Source organism: Parabacteroides sp. AM17-47 (assembly GCF_003434625.1).
Taxonomy (GTDB): domain Bacteria; phylum Bacteroidota; class Bacteroidia; order Bacteroidales; family Tannerellaceae; genus Parabacteroides; species Parabacteroides distasonis.
In genome coordinates, this window is the sequence record NZ_QTLI01000001.1 from 29,900 (window position 1) to 48,725 (window position 18,826).

Annotated in this window: 14 protein-coding genes; 6 read left to right on the plus strand and 8 right to left on the minus strand. The window is 43.4% G+C overall.

Features of this window, described 5'->3' with window-relative positions; genetic code table 11:
* The first annotated feature begins 15 nt into the window (after positions 1–15).
* Positions 16–1,041 (plus strand): alpha/beta fold hydrolase, encoded by a 1,026-nt coding sequence (locus DW205_RS00165; RefSeq protein ID WP_005867989.1) that lies wholly within the window; start codon positions 16–18, stop codon positions 1,039–1,041.
* A 202-nt stretch (positions 1,042–1,243) separates the two neighbouring features.
* Here DW205_RS00165 and DW205_RS00170 read toward each other — a convergent pair whose 3' ends face one another.
* The gene (locus tag DW205_RS00170; protein ID WP_005867990.1) at positions 1,244–2,146 is read right to left on the minus strand and encodes a nucleotidyltransferase; all 903 of its coding nucleotides are present in this window, start codon (positions 2,144–2,146) and stop codon (positions 1,244–1,246) included.
* 82 nt (positions 2,147–2,228) lie between these two features.
* The gene (locus DW205_RS00175; RefSeq protein ID WP_005855809.1) at positions 2,229–3,764 is read right to left on the minus strand and encodes an alpha-N-arabinofuranosidase; all 1,536 of its coding nucleotides are present in this window, start codon (positions 3,762–3,764) and stop codon (positions 2,229–2,231) included.
* Positions 3,765–3,946: 182 nt separating this feature from the next.
* Between DW205_RS00175 and DW205_RS00180 the strand changes: the two genes are divergently transcribed.
* On the plus strand, positions 3,947–5,989 hold the full coding sequence (locus DW205_RS00180) for a M13 family metallopeptidase (RefSeq protein ID WP_005867991.1): 2,043 nt from the start codon (positions 3,947–3,949) through the stop codon (positions 5,987–5,989).
* A 146-nt stretch (positions 5,990–6,135) separates the two neighbouring features.
* Positions 6,136–7,728, plus strand: a complete 1,593-nt coding sequence (locus DW205_RS00185) for an alpha-galactosidase (protein ID WP_005867992.1) — start codon at positions 6,136–6,138, stop codon at positions 7,726–7,728.
* Between the two features lie 7 nt (positions 7,729–7,735).
* On the opposite strand, the gene DW205_RS00190 is transcribed toward DW205_RS00185, so the two are convergent.
* Complete coding sequence (locus DW205_RS00190) at positions 7,736–8,605, minus strand: AraC family transcriptional regulator (protein ID WP_008778253.1); 870 nt, start codon at positions 8,603–8,605, stop codon at positions 7,736–7,738.
* A 195-nt stretch (positions 8,606–8,800) separates the two neighbouring features.
* On the opposite strand from DW205_RS00190, the gene DW205_RS00195 reads away from it, so the two are divergent.
* On the plus strand, positions 8,801–9,022 hold the full coding sequence (locus DW205_RS00195) for a winged helix-turn-helix domain-containing protein (protein ID WP_005855817.1): 222 nt from the start codon (positions 8,801–8,803) through the stop codon (positions 9,020–9,022).
* A gap of 275 nt (positions 9,023–9,297) precedes the next feature.
* Here the strand turns inward: DW205_RS00195 and DW205_RS00200 are convergent, their stop codons facing one another.
* Genes DW205_RS00200 through DW205_RS00210 form a run of 3 tightly spaced genes read right to left on the minus strand, consistent with a single transcriptional unit; the run spans position 9,298 to position 14,973 of the window.
* Positions 9,298–10,407 carry a SusE domain-containing protein gene (locus DW205_RS00200; RefSeq protein WP_005855818.1) on the minus strand — a complete coding sequence of 370 codons (1,110 nt, stop codon included), beginning with the start codon at positions 10,405–10,407 and terminating at the stop codon, positions 9,298–9,300.
* 28 nt (positions 10,408–10,435) lie between these two features.
* Complete coding sequence (locus tag DW205_RS00205) at positions 10,436–11,983, minus strand: RagB/SusD family nutrient uptake outer membrane protein (protein WP_005867993.1); 1,548 nt, start codon at positions 11,981–11,983, stop codon at positions 10,436–10,438.
* 20 nt (positions 11,984–12,003) lie between these two features.
* Entirely contained in the window at positions 12,004–14,973 is a 2,970-nt protein-coding gene (locus tag DW205_RS00210; protein ID WP_005867994.1) for a TonB-dependent receptor, read from the minus strand.
* Positions 14,974–15,173: 200 nt separating this feature from the next.
* Between DW205_RS00210 and DW205_RS00215 the strand changes: the two genes are divergently transcribed.
* On the plus strand, positions 15,174–16,187 hold the full coding sequence (locus tag DW205_RS00215) for a LacI family DNA-binding transcriptional regulator (protein WP_005855821.1): 1,014 nt from the start codon (positions 15,174–15,176) through the stop codon (positions 16,185–16,187).
* Between the two features lie 127 nt (positions 16,188–16,314).
* The gene (locus tag DW205_RS00220) at positions 16,315–17,679 is read left to right on the plus strand and encodes an MFS transporter (RefSeq protein WP_005867995.1); all 1,365 of its coding nucleotides are present in this window, start codon (positions 16,315–16,317) and stop codon (positions 17,677–17,679) included.
* 146 nt (positions 17,680–17,825) lie between these two features.
* Here DW205_RS00220 and DW205_RS00225 read toward each other — a convergent pair whose 3' ends face one another.
* Both DW205_RS00225 and DW205_RS00235 read right to left on the minus strand, forming a co-directional pair.
* Positions 17,826–18,020: a hypothetical protein gene (locus DW205_RS00225; RefSeq protein WP_005855829.1), complete on the minus strand. Its 195-nt coding sequence runs from the start codon at positions 18,018–18,020 to the stop codon at positions 17,826–17,828.
* 393 nt (positions 18,021–18,413) lie between these two features.
* On the minus strand, positions 18,414–18,815 hold the full coding sequence (locus DW205_RS00235; RefSeq protein WP_005867997.1) for a hypothetical protein: 402 nt from the start codon (positions 18,813–18,815) through the stop codon (positions 18,414–18,416).
* Positions 18,816–18,826: the final 11 nt, after the last annotated feature.

Consider the following 18,826-nt stretch of genomic DNA (forward strand, 5'->3'; position numbering starts at 1 on the left):
TTAGCTATCGGAAATATGAGACCTGTTTTTATACTTAGTATCATTCTTTTGCTTGTTGGATGTAAACAGCGAGATGAGCGTGTCCTGATGGTGGATGAGCAAGGCAGCTTCGCTATTGGAGGTACGGTCTTGGTTGACTCATTAGGGCATACTTATCATGGCGACCATGCGTACGTATTTTATCAAAAGCCGGTCGGAGCGAGGAAATACCCATTGGTATTCGCCCATGGTGTAGGGCAGTTTTCTAAGACATGGGAAACCACACCCGACGGGCGTGAGGGCTTCCAGAATATTTTCTTACGTTGCGGGTTTAGTGTCTATCTTGTCGATCAGCCTCGTAGAGGGAACGCCGGTAGAGGTACGGAGAGCGTGACAATTTCCCCGGCGTTTGACGAGGAGGTTTGGTTTAACCGTTTTCGTGTAGGTATCTGGCCGGATTATTTTGAAGGAGTACAGTTTAAGCGGGATAAGGAAACCTTGGACCAATATTTTCGTCAAATGACGCCGACTATTGGCACGACGGATTTTGAGGTCTATTCGGATGCCTACGCCGCTTTGTTCGACAAGATAGGCCCGGGCGTATTTATTACCCATTCGCAAGGCGGGCCCGTTGGATGGAATACATTGCTTAAGACGAGAAACATTAAGGCTATCGCGTCATACGAACCGGGTGGAGCGGTTCCTTTTCCGGAAGGGCAATTGCCGGAGGAGGCTAAGTTTATTACGCTTTCCAAGAAAATGGAAGGCATTGAAGTACCTATGTCCGTATTCATGGAATATACCAAGGTCCCTATCGTCATTTATTATGGAGATAATTTACCCGAGACTGATGAGCGTCCGGAGTTATATGAATGGACACGCCGTTTGTACTTGATGAAGATATGGGCAAAAATGCTGAATGATCTGGGTGGGGATGTCACCGTTATTCATTTACCGGAGGTAGGATTACATGGCAATACCCATTTCCCTATGTCGGATTTAAATAATATAGAGGTCGCGGATTTGCTTTCTGAATGGTTACATACAAAAGCTTTGGACTAGGTCTTTTGGGTAATGGAAATATATATAGTATCGTTTTCATTAGGAGGTATTGATCTTTTCACAGGAGTGAAAAGATCGTATCACCCCCGTGAAAAGATCGTTTCACAGAGGTGAAAAGATCGCTTCACAAGGGTGATACGATAAAAGTCTTAGGCCACGGCTGTTACTTCCTGCTGAGGAATCAGCCATAAGAACCTTATAATCAGAATAATTTGCTTGGATACTCGCCTGCGTCTACCAAGGCTTGGATCTTATCCACAACGCCTTGACGATCCGCTGCGTAAGTTACGCCGAACCATTTGGAGGTTGTATCCAATACTTTCACACGGGCTGTTCCTTCCGTGATCAATTTATTTACCATCAACGGGATGAAATATTCACTCTTTAAATTACCCATGTTCGCTTTCAAGAACTCTTTGAAGAATTCCTCGGAATACTCGAAATAATCGGGAGTGAAGCCCCACATATTCATGGAGACCGGCGTGTTTTCTTCCAATACGACCTTCTTTCCGTTCTCGTCTACAAACTGGATATCTCCGTCGATACGTTCGATAGCGGTACGTTCCACGACGCCTGTCAGATAACCTTCCTCGTTCGTGGCGCAAACACCACGTGCCACGGAACCGCTCTCGCTCAACGTATTACCTACACGGTAGCCTACCATGCAATAATCATTCTTCTTGCCATCCATCTCAGACAATTGCTTGCCTAATACGGCGAAGCTGTCACGTCCGTAGAAATCATCGGCGTTGATTACGGCGAAAGGCTCATTGATAACCTTCTTGCCCATCAATACGGCATGGTTGGTTCCCCACGGTTTCTCACGTCCCTCCGGGCAAGTGAAGCCCTCCGGAAGATCGTTCAAGTCTTGGAATACGACTTCAACCGGGATATGGTTCTCATATTTGGAGATGATTTTCTCACGGAAGTCTTTCTCGAAAGATTTGCGGATAACGAATACAAGTTTACCGAACCCGCCACGAATAGCATCGAAAATAGAATAGTCCATGATGGTCTCGCCATTGGGACCTAGGCCGTCCAATTGTTTTAATCCTCCATAACGACTACCCATTCCGGCTGCCAATACAAATAATGTAGGTTTCATAATGCGTTTCTTTAATGTGTTTTTTAATTCTTCGGGCAAAGTTAATAATTATAGAAACATTGCCATGTTATTGTCCGTCTTTTTATAAAACTTCTAATACGACGATCGACATGGGAGGAAGGCTGACGCTTAACTTTCCCTTTTCCACCTTGGCTCCCTTGAAAACTTCCGGCTTGACCTTCTCCGGCGAATCGAATGTGTTATAGTCGTTTATGGAGGACGCTGTCAGGATACGCCCGTTCACGCTCTTTATCGTTACGTTTTGCAGGTCGATATGGATGTTCTCGCTTTGCCGGGGATCTACGTTTGCCAACGAGATATGGATTTTACCCTGCGAGTCCCGGGATGCGGAGGCGCTTACGACCGGCACTTCCCGGTTGTCTCTTACTTTCTCCTTGTCGCAGATTAGATCCATCGGCAAAAAGGTAGCGTCTTGATGAACCTTGTACATCTCGAACACATGGTAAGTGGGCGTAAGCACCATGTCCTTGCCTTTCGTGAGGATCATGGACTGCAATACATTGACAATCTGTGCGATATTGGTCATTTTCACTCGGTCCGTATATTTGTGGAAGACATGTAGGGTAAGAGCGGCCACGAAAGCGTCGCGCATCGTGTTTTGCTGGAACAGATGGCCGGGGATCGTACCGGGTTCCACATCCCACCAAGTGCCCCATTCGTCTACCATGAGGGCTATATTTTTCTTCGGGTCGTATTTATCCATGATAGCGATATGCTTTTTAACGACATCCTCTATCTCAAGGCATTTTCCTAAGGTCCAGTAATAATCCTCCGTGTTGAAATCGGTAGCGGAGCCTTTATTGTTCCAATCTCCTACTGTATAATAATGTAAAGAGATACCATCCATGCGTCCGCCGATTTGTTTCATCAGCGTCTCGGTCCAGTTGTAATCATAATCGCTGGCACCGCTGGCGATCTTGAACAAGACATTGCTATCATAGTTACGGCAATACGTAGAGTAACGACGGTAAAGGTCGGAATAATATTCCGGTCGCATACTGCCCCCGCATCCCCAACTCTCGTTCCCAACGCCGAAAAACTTGACTTTCCATGCCTTATCCCGGCCATTTTTCCGGCGTAGGTTGGCCATTGGGCTGTCTCCTTCCGAGGTCATGTATTCCACCCATTTAGCCATTTCCTCAACCGTACCGCTTCCCACGTTTCCGCTGATGTAAGGCTCACAACCTAATAACTCACATAGATTCAAGAACTCATGGGTTCCAAAACTATTATCCTCAATCGTCCCTCCCCAGTTATTATTCACCATTTTCGGGCGATTTTCCTTGGGGCCGATTCCATCCATCCAATGATATTCGTCGGCGAAGCAACCGCCCGGCCAACGTAAGTTCGGGATCTGTAGTTTCTTCAACGCGTTTAAGACATCCGTACGGTATCCTTGGGTATTAGGGATGTCGGACTCCGGCCCCACCCATAAGCCACCGTAGATACAACTCCCTAGATGTTCGGCGAATTGCCCGTAAATATGTTTACTGATCTGTTGGTTACCTTGCTCCGGATAAATACGGATATTCGCGTCTCGCTGAGCGAATAAGGGAAGGGCGATAAATGCCCAAACGCTGATTATTAGTTTCTTCATGATATAAATGATTTGTTGGCAAAGATACACTTATTCTTGAATACATGAATCCTTTTATCGTCCGAAAAACACGTACGTGTTTTCGTAAAAAGTCGTACATGTTTTAAAAGAAACACGTACATGTTTTTCTTTTGTGTATTTATCGTATCTTTGTAAGGTTTTAAGGCAAAAGACTAAACAAAATGAGAAAGAGAAAAATGTTTCCGTTTTTAGCGGCTGGGATAGTCGCTTTAGCGAGTTGTAACACTCCTCAGAAAGAGGTAGTGAAGATCGCTGCTATTAATCCTGCGAATATGGATACCACGGTTGCCGCAGGTACGGATTTTTATGAATACGCTTGTGGTGGATGGATAAAGAATAATCCATTGAAACCGGAATACGCTCGTTTCGGAACTTTCGACCAATTACTAGAGAATAACCAAGAACAGCTCCGGGTATTGATCGAGGAACTTAGCGCTACGCCCCATGAGGCGGGTAGTGTCGCCGGGAAGATCGGCGCTTTGTATGCGATGGGATTGGATAGCACGAAGTTGAATGCCGATGGAGTGGCTCCTATCAAAGAGGAACTGGCCGCTATCAATGCGCTGGCAACGAAATCGGATGTCTCTAAGATGGTGGCTACGCTTCATAAGGAAGGCATGGCTCCGTTCTTCGCTTTGTTCGTGGGCGCTGACGAGAAGAATAGTGCCATGAATATCGTCCAGCTGTATCAGGCTGGTATCGGAATGGGCGATCGGGATTATTATTTATTGGAAGATGAAGGCTCCGCCAAGATGCGTGATGCTTACAGGGCTTATATAAATAAATTATTTACATTGGCCGGCTCAAGTCCGGAGCAAGCGGATGCGGCGGTGGATGCCGTGATGAAAATAGAGAAGGCTATCGCTGAGATCTCTTATGGCCGTGAGGATTTGCGTGACTCCCAGAAAAACTATAATAAATTGCCTTACGAGGATTTCAAGAAAATAGAGTCTCCGTTGGATTGGGATGTATATTTTGAATCCATGGGATTAGCCGGGCTGAAAGAGTTGGACGCGAAGCAAATCAACTTCTATAAGGATATGAGTGAGGCTTTGCGGAATACGACGGTCGATGAGCAAAAATATTATTTGGCGTTTAATTTATTGAGCGCGGCGGCTCCATACCTAAGTGATGATTTTGTAGATGCTGATTTTGAGTTCTATGGAAAGGTAATGTCCGGAAAGCAGGAACAACAACCTCGTTGGAAGCGTTCGTTGAATACGGTAAACGGTGCGTTGGGCGAGGCCGTCGGCGAGATGTATGTAGAGAAATACTTCCCGGCTTCTTCCAAGGAAAAGATGTTAACGCTGGTGGGGAATTTGCAGACTGCTTTGAGCGAGCGGATCAACGGCTTGGAATGGATGAGCGATACGACTAAGGCGAAAGCGCAGGAGAAATTGGCCGCTTTTACGGTGAAAATAGGTTATCCGGACAAATGGCGTGATTATAGTGGCTTGGAGATCAAGGACGATTCTTATTGGGCGAATGTTCGCCGTTCTAACATCTTCGATATGGCCTATCAATTGGCGGACGTGGATAAGCCGGTCGATAAGTCTCGTTGGCATATGAATCCGCAGACCGTGAACGCTTATTACAATCCGACTACGAATGAGATCTGTTTCCCGGCCGCGATCCTTCAGCCTCCATTCTTTAATCCGGATGCCGACGATGCGGTGAACTATGGCGCTATCGGTGTGGTAATCGGCCATGAGATGACGCATGGATTCGATGATCAGGGACGTAACTACGATAAGGATGGTAATTTGATCGATTGGTGGACTGCCGAGGATGCTGTTCGTTTCAAGGAGCGTGCTGATAAATTGGTTGATCAATATGACCAGATTATCGTAATAGATACGCTTCATGCCAACGGACGTTTTACGTTGGGTGAGAATATCGCCGACCACGGAGGTTTGTTGGTCGCTCACCAAGCTTATTTGAATAGCTTGAAGGGCAAAGAGACTCCGGCCCCGATCGATGGCTTCACGAATGAGCAACGTTTCTTCTTGGGGTATGCGACGTTGTGGGGACAAAATATCCGTCCCGAGGAGATCCGTCGTCGTACCAAGATCGACCCGCATTCATTGGGAAAATGGCGTGTGAACGCTGCCTTGCGTAATATCGCCCCGTTCTATGCCGCTTTTGACATTAAAGAGGGCGATCCGATGTTTATGGCTCCGGCTGATCGGGTGGTTATCTGGTAATCCAAATACAGAGTTTATATAAGTGAGGGAAGTATGTCACGTCAAAAAGGCATACTTCCCTTTTTTCGTTTATCCCGATTTGGCGGTCTGATGCACTTTTCTTATTTTTGTTTGATTAAGAACGTTATACATGAAAATTTTATACCATGCGAAACTATATATCAATCGCCTTACTTCTCTTGGCATCTTCTGTTTTTGCGTATGATCCTCCCACGATGGGATGGAGCTCATGGAATACCTATCGAGTGAATATCAGCGACAAACTGATAATGAAACAAGCTGATGCGATGTCGCGGAATGGCTTGAAAGAGGTTGGATATAAATATATCAATATTGATGACGGGTATTTTGGGGGACGGGATGCGAGCGGGGAGTTAATCACTCATCCGGTCCGTTTTCCGAATGGCTTGAAGCAGACGGTAGATCATATCCATGCGTTAGGGTTTAAGGCGGGTATTTATTCCGATGCGGGCCGGAATACTTGCGGCTCCTTTTGGGATAAGGATTCTTTAGGGATCAATGTCGGCTTTTATGGGCACGATCGTCAGGACGCGGACTACTTCTTTAAGGAAATAGGATTCGATTTTATTAAGATCGACTTTTGTGGCGGCGATGCCAAACAGAATTTCGATCAATTAGGTCTGGATGAGCAAGAGCGATTCACGGCGATCCATAATGCGATACTAGCTACCGGCCGTAAAGATGTGCGTATGAATGTATGTCGTTGGAATTTTCCCGGTACGTGGGTGCATGACGTTGCCTTCTCATGGCGTATCTCGCAAGATATAAATCCTAGCTGGGAGTCCGTGAAGAATATTATCCGGCAGAATCTATATTTGTCCGCTTATGCGAGCGAAGGAAAATATAATGATATGGATATGCTTGAGATCGGCCGTGGAATGAGTGAGGAAGAAGATAAAACTCATTTTGGAATGTGGTGTATTATGAGCTCCCCTTTATTGATTGGCTGTGATCTGACTACCATCTCTGAGAAAGCTTTGCGGCTATTGAAAAACGAGGAACTGATAGCGTTAAATCAAGACGTACTAGGCTTGCAAGCTTATGTCGTTAAGCAAATGGATGGAGTGTATATCTTGACAAAGGATCTGGAAGAAGTGAATGGGAATACATGCGCTGTTGCCGTCTATAACTCTACGGATGAGGAACGGACTATTCATCTGGATTTTGCCGATTTCTATTTGCGGGGTGACGTGAGTGTACGGGACTTATTTGAAAGGAGAGATCTTGGAAAGTACAAGGATCGGGATTTTTCCGTAACCATACCTGCTCATGGGACACGTATTTTCCGTCTGGATGGACTGGAAAGGGGAGAACGGACGATTTATGAGGCGGAATGTGCTTGGTTACAAGACTATCAAGAAATAAGAAATCACAAAGCGTTTGAAACGGCGATTTATGAGGATGACGGAAATTGTTCTGGAGGTGCGAAGGTTACGGGATTAGGTAATCGTGATAGCAATTATCTGGAATGGCATAATGTATACAGTCGTGAGGGAGGTTTATACTTGATGTCCGTGGATTATCAGTGTGCGGAGAATCGAGAATTAATTTGTCAAGTTAATGGAGTTGTCGTAAAAAATGTAGAGGCTCATCCTGCGCATGAGGTCGCTAGCGAGCAAATAGAGATCCGTCTGAAACCCGGGATGAATCGCATACGCTTATCGAATGGAAACTCATGGATGCCCGATATCGATCGTATGGTTTTACAAAAGAAGTGATTGCCGGCTACGTGCTTGAGGGAATTTTCATTCTTCTATATTCTTGAGGTGTCATTCCCGTATGCTGCCTGAAATATTTGTTGAAAAAAGACAGGTTGTTAAAGCCTAAAGAGAAAGCGATCTCTTTTACGGTTAAGTCTGTCGATCTTAATTGTGCCTTGGCATCCATCGTGATAATGGAGGAAATGATTTCCAAGGGAGTAAGTCCGATCGCTTTCTTAATAGTCGTGCAGAAATGAGGTAACGACAAATTTAATTGAGCGGCGTAAAAAGAAACGCTGTGCTCGGTGGTATAATGCTCTACGACAAGTTGGATAAACTTACGGTAAATCTCATTGGTGCGCGTACGGATTCCATTTGTCCAATGGCTATGATTTTTATATAACTCAGCCGTTCCTTGCATGAATATCGTGAGATAAGCGATGACTAGGTTTTTATTTACCATAGAATAAGACGGGGATAAGGATTGCGCACGTATCAATAAACGGTATCCGTCAATATATAATTGAGCTACAGATTCTTCCAGCGGCATGATCGGATGTTCCGTGATAACGGGAAGAAAGCTCATGGTTGATTTAATAAAATTGATGTTTGTCATAAACTCCGAAGAGAATCCGGCGAAATAGAAACGTGCGTCGTCCGATATTTCATGGAACTGGATAAAATTGCTGGGCACTAAGGTCACGAAATCATATTTGTTAATCGTATACTTCGCTAGATTGATAGAAGCCTGCACGGAACCTTCTACACAAAGGAGAAACAAACCTGCCTTTATCTTATGAGGCAGCTTGCTGTATTTGTTTAGCGTCTCTTTTGTGATACGATCTCCGACGATAAAATCGTTCGTGATATCGAATGTGAGCATTTCCTTTTCCATATCTAATCGGTAATTCGTCTCAAATATAGGAATTAATAAATACTTATTATTCAAGATAATAAAAATAGAACATAGAAACGAAAGAATGGATATTGATTCCCTAATATTTAAGGGCGAACTTTACAAATGACTACTAATCGTAGGAAAGAGGAAACAAAAAGAATATAGTTCGTTTACTAGAAAAGTATTTTGATTATGGAAAAAGGAAGAATTGGACTAAACGCAGGAAAAGTGTGGCATGCGCTAAACGAGGTAAATGAAATATCTACGCAAGAGTTAAGCCGTAAATTGTCTTTAAGTATTGAGGACCTAGCCTTGGCTATTGGCTGGTTGGCTAGAGAAAACAATATTTATATCACAAGAAAGAATGGTTTGTTGTATGTCAGCAATGGCATCAAATCCAATATGTACTATTAAAAGGAAACAAAAAAAGGCTATCCATCACGGACAGCCAATCTTCATTGTTAACCTTAAATCTAATACCATGAAAAACACAGTGCAAATATAGAGGTTTTATGTTATGTAGCATAACGAATAGTTTGGAAATCTCATTTACTTAACGTGATTTAACAAAATCATGTTCTAAAACATATCTTTTGAGACATAATTCATAAACACAAGCGTTACTTTTATCTATTACCACCTTTACTTGACTTTTAAATCAAGTAAAGGATGGTAATTTAAGTAATGCCTTATTCGGCTAGTAGAATGATATGTTTCGTTAAGTCATTAAACTTGATAAAATAGGTACCGGCGGAAACCTTTACATTATCACCTCCGTCAAATTTGGCGAATTGTCCTTGTTTATCGTTCCATAAACTATTGCTGCCACCGAAGCTTACGGCCCAGTCATGATCCGCACGTAATTTCAAACCGCCATCGGACGGAATCTCTATTTTCTCGCCGATCCAGATGTGCTTGTCGTAACTAGCCTGTTGTAAATCTAGATCACCACCCCAATCATTGAAGTCTCCAATCAGGGAGATTTGTTTGTATTCGGTTGTCGCTCCGGTATAAGGTTCGATGCTGTATTTGTTACCAGCCAAGTCTAACGTGATCGTATAATAGCCATCCTGCGTGAAGCCTTCGATATTACCGCTACCGCCGTCATTGCTTAATGCTCCGTCGCTGTCGTAACCCCATTGAATGCCCCAATCACCCGGGGTTTGAATGATCTTGAATGCGCTACCGGCTTTTACGAAACCCGTGTAAGTGAATAACATATTATTAACATCGTCGTCGGCGAATATACGCATCGATGGGTCGTTATTGTTCCATCCGTTGTCGAATATGTCACCCACGAAATAAACTTGGGTACGGGCGCCACTATATGGAGTGATCGCCATGTTTACCGTGTTCGAATAAAGTTCGGGAACACTGTCGTTAATAAATGCTTTAAGACGGAAGTCCACATTATAAGCTACGGTGGGATTAACCATTCCCAGATTGTTCATGGCATCATTCAGCTCGAATGTCTTGATCAAGACTTTTTCGCCGGAACCGGTAGTCGGCAGCGACTCGAATTTCTCGAATTCAGTTCCTCCTTCACAGACTTGTACGGTATACGTTACACCTGCCGCGAAACCGTAATCCGGTTGTTCACAGGTAAAAATATCGATGATACTACTGGCATTTTCCGGCATTAAAGTATATGAGCTATTATTCGGAGCATTGAGGGTAAAAGATATATTATTACCTTCTGAGTCCTTTAGGTCATTGATAACCGGATCTTTATCGTCCGTGCAGGCAGAAAAAGCACAGATGCCCGCAAACACGATGGATAATATATTGACTTTATTCATAATTGTTACTTATTAATAGGTTTTACGATTAATAACCCGGATTTTGTTTCAAGTTACTGTTTGCCACGAGTTGGGTCGAAGGAATCGGTAACAATGAGAAGTGACTGGAGATTGAAGTACCTCCCGCTGTCTCGCCTTTCCAATCCCAAGTATAATTGGAGGTGAACTTATTGTAGCGGATCAAATCCGTACGGCGTTGCGCCTCAAAATAGAACTCACGGGCCTTCTCATCAAGCACAAAATCCAAAGTAAGATCGGTTGCCGTAATTTCCGTGGCTTTCGCTCTTTTCCGTAGCTGGTTAATAGCGCTTAAAGCGGCTTGTTTATCGCCTCCTGCCCGTAATGTGGCTTCGGCGAAGGTCAGATTAGCCTCGGCTAAACGGAACAATGGGAAATCCATATCCGGGAACTGCTGATTCGGATCGTGACCGATTTGTCCGGATTTCGTGATATTCTTGAATTTAGTTACAGAATAACCTTCTGTAAACTCGGTCGGCTTATTGATCTCGAATGTACGGTCTGTAGTCCAGAAAGAGGCACGTGTATCAGCTGTTTTCGATAAGTCTCCGTCAGAAGCGAACTTTTTCACCAATGCCATGCGGGCACGGTTACCACCCCATGCTTCTTTAGTCCCGAAATCATCTAGTGCGTTCATGTCACCACTGATAAAGCTGGCGATAAAGAACAATCCGGACCAAGAGCGGGTCTGTACGCCATCATAACAAATCGGCAGGATCATCTCGGGAGAGGTGTTGTTATCTGCAAGGAAATTATCTCCATAATTAGGAGCCAGAGAGAAACCGGCGTCCATGACTTTCTTTGCGTATTCAGCGGCGGCAGACCATTGAGGGGTACCTGTATATACTTCCGCGTTCAGATATAAGCGGGAAAGTAGCATCCATACGGCGGCTTGATCGGCACGTCCATATACATTTGCACGGGGGGCCTTCATTTGTGGCTCGATTTCTTTCAACTCTTTCTCTATATAGGTATAGAGATTCGCCCGGGTAATCCGTTCGGGAACATAGGTACCGATACCCGTGTTTTCATCAACGAACGGAACATTGCCATATAAATCAATCAAATAATAATAATCCAAGGCACGGATAAAACGAACTTCAGCACGCTGTGTAAGACTTTCCTCGTCATCCTTGCCCTCTGTCTGTATTAAGAAGTTATTACACTGAGCGATTTGGATGTACAGACGGTTGAACATATTCAATACCACACCGTTCGAGGCGGTAAACTTAGCGAAGTTCAAGGGATATACATCCACGTCGCCAGACCAAGCGCAAATCGCCTCGTCCGTAGGAAGCTCATTTAGGTTGAATAGCATACGCATCAAACCCGACGCTCCCTCATCCGTGTCGGCGATATCTCCTTGTCCGTCGGGACCTTTATTTCCTGTGATGGCTAATCCCGCATAGATCTTGGCGAAATTGGCGTTCTGATCGAACTCTACGTTTAGGTTCGGATCGATAGGCGTAACATCGAGATCACCTAGGCAAGAGGTGAAGTTTACGCTGAAAACCAGCGATAAAGCCGGTATTATATATTTAAAGAATTTCGTATTCATATAGATATCCTGATTTAAAATTAGAAGTTAAGACTTACACCGAGTATACCTACCAATGGGCGAGGATATACGTTCTTATCGATACCGAAGGTTTTATCAGCTGCGTTCGCTACCTCCGGATCCAATCCTTTATATTTCGTGATAACAAAAGGATTCTGTACGGTTCCGTAGATACGTCCGCCCAATACGCCGAATAATTTGTTGAAAGAGTAACCCAACGTGATATTATCGCAGCGTAAGAAGGATGCGTTTTGTACATAATAATCGGACAATACGTTCATGTTCTGGAAATTCGTATCGAAAGCGGATAGCGGACGGTTGGATAGATAGCCTTTATTGTTAATACTACCTTCACTTAATGCCGCATTGGATGAGGCTACATTATTATATACATAGTTCCCGAGGTTGGAACGAAGTGAGAAACTGAAATCCCATGCTTTCCATACCAATTTAGAAGTAAAGCCCATCGTTACATCGGCCGCCGGTTTATGGCAGAAATAACGGTCCTCGTCATTGATCACGCCATCTCCGTTGCGGTCCACGTATAATCCTTCGATCGGATTACCCTGTTGATCATATACCTGCTCGTATACATAGAATGAGTTCGCCGGGTGATTCACACCTTGTGCCTGTATCATGGTCCCGGTACCACCTTCTACGGTTCCTGTCAATACGATGGATGAGGCGTCATCCTGTGCGGTTAGCTTGGTAATCTCGTTGTTGTTCCAAGCGACATTAAAGCCTAGATCCCATTTCCAATCAGGGGTTGAGATCGCTTTAGCGTTGATGGAGAACTCAACACCTTGATTTCTCAAAGAACCGATATTGCTGACGATACGGTTCTTGAAGTTTGTTCCGGCCGGTACGTCGATCACATTGATCAAGTCCTTAGTTTCCCTGTAATAATAATCCAAGGATGAAGTGATACGGTTATCTAAGAATCCGAAGTCGAATCCGGCGTTCCAAGTAGTAGTCTCCTCCCATTTCAAGTTCGGGTTGTAACCGTCGGGACGGGCGATAGGAACAAATTGGTCGCCAAATTGATAGTAGGCTCCGTCTTGTCCCGCAAAATAAGTCGCCATATACGGGTAGTCTCCTTGCGAGATATCCTGTTGACCGGTAATACCATAACCCAAGCGTAGTTTTAAATCTGATACAGCGTCCACGTCTTTCATAAAGCCCTCTTCCTTGATCTTCCATCCTAAAGCCACGGAAGGGAACAATCCCCAACGGTTGTCTTTAGAGAAGCGGGAAGTGCCATCGTTACGTAAGGTAGCGGTGATAAGATAGCGATTCATGAATGAATAATTGACACGTCCGAAGAAAGAGATCAAATAACTTTCTGTCTTGAAAATATAAGAAGTCGGGTTATCTCCGTTCAAGTTATTGTATGCGTTCTCTGTGGAACGATGGAAATGTTGCCAAGAGTAACCAGCCATGATATCAAAATGATGCTTTTCATTGAAATCCTTAGCGTACTGCAAATAAAAATCCAATAGGTGATTGTATTTGTCGATTGTCTCATAACCTGTTTTGCCGTTATCCACGTAACCTAATGGAGATTCTTTCGGATAGTAAATGTCTTGTGTACCGGTAGCCATATCCATGCCTAAATTCAAGTTCGCACGTAATTCGGGAAGGAAATGGAATTTATAATCAACTTGGATATTACCGACTAAGTTTTTAGAATTAGCCTCTTCTTTTTTCTGTTGAAGCATCGCTACCGGGTTTTTTGTAGCGATTGAGATAAATTCACCGGCATTTTCCCAAGCGAAATAACCTCCGTATTTACTGTTGCCGTTCATGACTGGTTGAGTCGGGTCGAATGCGATTGCCGCTCCGATAGCTCCCGTATCGGCGAAACGATTATTTGAGATCATTCCCTTGGCGTTGAAGTTAATATTTAAATGATCTTCGAAGAAACTGGGAGCTAGGTTTACAGATCCAGTATAACGTTCGAACTTAGAGGTTTTCAATATACCATTTTGGTTTGTATATCCGACGGATACACGATAAGGCATATTATTCAAGCCTCCGGATACCGTGATATTATGATCGGTTCCCACTGCTGTACGGAAGATCTCTTTCTGCCAATCCGTATTTTCTTTTCCTAATAACTTAACGGCGCTTGATTCCGCCCCAAAACGATCCGTTACGAAATTACGATATTCGTCAGCTCCCATAACATCGATTGATTTGGTCTTCGTGCTGATAGAAACGTTTCCATCGTACGTAACCCGTGGGCGGGAGCCTTTTTCACCTTTCTTAGTGGTGATAAGAATCACACCGTTAGAGGCACGCGAACCATAGATCGCTGTGGCGGATGCGTCTTTTAATACGGTGAATGTTGCGATATCGTTCGGGTTGATCGTACTCAACGGGTTGGATACCCCTTTGATACCGTCATTGTCGATCGGAAGTCCATCGATAACGATCAGCGGGTTGTTGCTGGCCGATAAGGAAGAACCACCACGGATGCGGATACTGGCTCCCGAACCCGGAGCTCCACCGTCAGTCGTGATATTTACACCGGCGATTTTACCGTTGATCATATCGGTTGCGGTGGTGGTCAAACCCCGGTTCATCTTATCTGGCTTAATGGCCGTCACGGAACCGGTAGCGTCATCTTTCTTCACCGTACCATAACCGATTACGACAATCTCGTCCAATACTTCCGTATCTTCTTGTAATACGACAATTAAATTACTTTGTCCTTGGTTGATAATGTCTTGTGATTTGTAGCCTATGTAAGAAATACCGATCGTACTTCCTTTAGGCGCCGAGAGCATAAAGTTACCGTCGAAATCGGTAACAGTTCCATTCGTAGTTCCTTTTTCAAGGATACTAGCCCCGATGATGGGTTCACCTTTCGCATCTTTCACGTTGCCTTTGATCGTGATGTCTTGTGCGAAAACATTGCAGGAGAGAAACAATCCTATCAAGACAGATAAGATTACTCTTGCGTCGCAAGAATACATTTTTTGTTTCATGCATTAGACAGTTTAAGATTAATACTCTATTATATTTATTGAATTTTAGCCATAGTATATGAATGCAAATGTATGTTTATCAAACCTCTCATGTTGTTAAAATGTTTGTCGATACCCCTATAAATTTACGCAAACGTTCTCGCAAACGTTTGCATTATATGACCTAAATACATATCTTTGATTTTATAAAAAAGAGAACCATGAAAAAGCGTCAAATCACGATAAAGGATATAGCGAAAGCCTTGCATATTTCCCCGTCAACAGTCTCTCGGTCCTTGGCTGATCATCCGGATATCAGCCAAGAAACCAAGAATATAGTGAATGCTTACGCTCGTGAACATAAATATAAGCCCAATGCCTTAGCCTTGAGTTTACGGACAAATAATACGAAAACAATCGGTGTTATTTTACCGCAGATCGTACATTATTTCTTTTCTTCTGTTTTATCCGGTATAGAAGATGAGGCGGAAAAGGGAGGGTATCGTGTTATTATTTGTCAAAGTAATGAGAATTATGAGAAAGAAGTAAAAGGTGCGCAAGCTTTATTGGAAGCACGTGTTTGCGGTGTCTTGGCTTCTGTCGCTAAAACGACGACGATCTACAATCATTTTCAAGAACTAATCGATAGCGATATACCCATGGTGTTTTTCGATCGTATATGCACGGGGATCTTGACAGACCGGGTGGTCGTTGATGATTATGCCGGGGTTTGCTCCGCTGTTGAATACTTGATTCGTAGCGGTTGCCGGCGAATCGCCTTTTTCGGATCTCCTTCTCATTTAGCGATCTCTAATAATCGTAGGATGGGATATGAGGATGCTTTGCGTAAAAATGGATTACCGGTAGATAAAGAGTTAATCAAGATTTGTGATAATTATACCGAGGCGCTTCGGTTGACCCCGGAATTATTGTCGTTACCCAATCGTCCGGATGCGTTCTTCGCCGTAAATGATGAGACTGCTATAGGGGTGCTGAATGTTGTCAAGGCCAAGGGATTGAGGATACCCGATGAGGTTTCGATTTGTGGGTTTACGAATAATAGCTTAGCGGAAGTTAGCGATCCCCTGCTGACCTCCGTGGATCAACATGGTTATGAGTTGGGAGCTATCGCTATGCGTTTGCTGATAGAACGTTTGAATGGCGTGCGTGACGGGGATCGTATCGTGAGCAAGATTATCAAGACAAATCTGGTGGTGAGACAGTCTACCCGTTAAAAAAGTGGCTTCCGAAAACGTTTGCTTTACTTCTTTGCATGAATTTGAATAGGGACGACGTCCTGTTTCGGAATAATTCCGTATGTTTGTCACCAAACAAATAAATACCTTAAAAAACATAATTCTCATGAAAACAAAACCATTTTTGAGTTTTTGGCAAATTTGGAATCTAACTTTCGGTTTCTTGGGCATTCAATTCGGTTTCGCCCTTCAGAACGCAAATTCAAGTAGAATACTTCAAACCTATGGAGCGGATGTAGAGCAACTATCCTTATTTTGGTTAGCGGCTCCGCTGACAGGTATGATCATACAACCTATCATTGGTCATTATTCCGACCAAACTTGGTGCCGTTTAGGACGTCGGCGTCCGTTTTTTCTGGTAGGAGCTATCTTTACGACGATTGCCTTGATATTGATGCCGAATGCGGGATTGTTCTTGTCACCCGGTACAGAGACGGCTATTTTATCTCCCGTATTGATTGGTGCGGGTATGTTGATGATCATGGATGCTTCCATCAATGTAACGATGGAGCCTTTCCGTGCCTTGGTAGGGGATATGCTACCCGATGAGCAGCATACGACTGGCTTCTCGATCCAGACTTTCTTGATCGGCATCGGTGCTGTCGTTGGTTCCTTGTTGCCGAGTATTATGAATAAGGTGTTTGGTTTATCTAATACGGCGGTTGCTGGTGAGGTTGCCGATAATGTTAAATTCGCCTTTTATGCCGGTGCGGCGATTTTATTAGCGAGCGTATTATGGACAATTTTTAAGACAAAGGAATATTCCCCGGAAGAGATGGCTGAGTTTCGGCTTTCCGGTGGTGAGGTCATTGAAAAAAGGCGGGATAGCAATGGTTTTATGGAGATCATGCATGATATTTTTCATATGCCTAAAATAATGTTACAGTTAGGTTTATGCCAGTTTTTCGCTTGGTTTGCCTTGTATTCCATGTGGGTTTATTCTACGCCTGCTATCGCTGAACATGTATATGGGGCAACAGATCCTGCTTCCGCCGAATATGCGATGGCTGGCGATAAGGTAGGTGAGTTATTCAGTATCTATAATTTTGTGGCGATGTTATTCGCTTTATTATTGATCCCGATTGCCCGTCATTTAGGTCGGAAAATGACTCATGCCCTCTGTTTATGCCTAGGAGGGGCAGGGCTGGTTTCTCTCTATTTGTTGAATAGCACAGGAATGATGGTCTTTTCCATGATTGGCATCGGTATAGCGTGGGCAAGTATATTGGCGATGCCTTATGCTATTCTTTCCGATAGTCTTCCCGCTGATAAGATGGGTACTTATATGGGTATATTTAATTTCTTTATAACGATACCTCAGATCACGAATGGAATCATTCATGGATGGATTGTACGTAATGTTTATCATGGGCATGCCGTGTTCGCTTTGTTAACGGGAGGTGTTTTCTTGTTTTTCGCCGCTGCCGCAGTTAGTCTTGTCAAAGAGAAAAAGTTCAGTCGAAAAGTGTAAGGTATATAAGTCCGGTTTCCTGTTGTCAAGCGTAAAAACGCTATACCCAAGTCAAACAGCAAGTTATTATAATGTAGGTAGAAAAACGTATCTCAGATAATCCCGGGTCACCCCGGGACAACAACAGGAAACCAATGGACTAACTACTAAAAGGCTTCTTCCTCTTCCTTTTGGCGTGATCCTATGACGCGAAGAACTAACATCGCTACCGTAATCACACCGAGGGATCCCATGGTTACGTTTTTAGTAACCTCATTGTCAAATGTTGTAGTTCCGACTAATACCAATACGATAAATGAAACCATCATGATTGCATCAGCCAAATCTTTATTTATTCTCATGATCTTCTTATTTTTTTAGGATTCGATAATTGTTGTATTTTATTATTCTTTTTCCAAGACTTCCTCTTCCGATGACGTCCCGGTACTACTCAGTCCTTTCATTATGCCATATAGACCAACACATAGAGTGCCCATAACTACTACTAATTTAATATAGTCGTTAGGGATGATAGAACTGCATGCGAATACACAACCTGCGATTGTTAGAAGAACATAAAGATATATACGTATTTTACCTGATTTATTAGTTGTCATAATTGTAATTTTTAATTGTTTATAATAATGTAAATGGGCAATAACTCCCCGGAAATATTGATTTAATAAATGCAATATTCCTGCCGATAAGACATATCAATGACTTACCGAAAGATACAAATATGAAACAATTAAAAACTAAATAATGAGTTTTCGTAGGGCAAAGACATGCTCTCCCATACGACACAGAAGTGTGGATAAATTTATGATCTGATAAGTGGATATATGTTGAGATACTCTATGAAGTTGATTTACTCCTCTCAAACGCATGTCTTGAAGGGATTTCTCCATATTTTTCCATATCCGTATTTCGATAGTGTTGTTTGTCGTTTGTGAAATCCTGCGGGGAGTTAAGCAGTTGCTGCTTTTCAGCTCGTTACTTAATACTTCGAAACGACGTTGGGCATCCGCCGTGTTTTTTTCTTTCATAACGGCCTCTTTAGTCGCAGACATAACCTCATCCATACTCTTTGTTCCTTCTTCGGGAGCAAACAGCATGAAGCTAATCAACAGACCTAATATGAATAGAAAATTCTTCATGGTGCAAATAT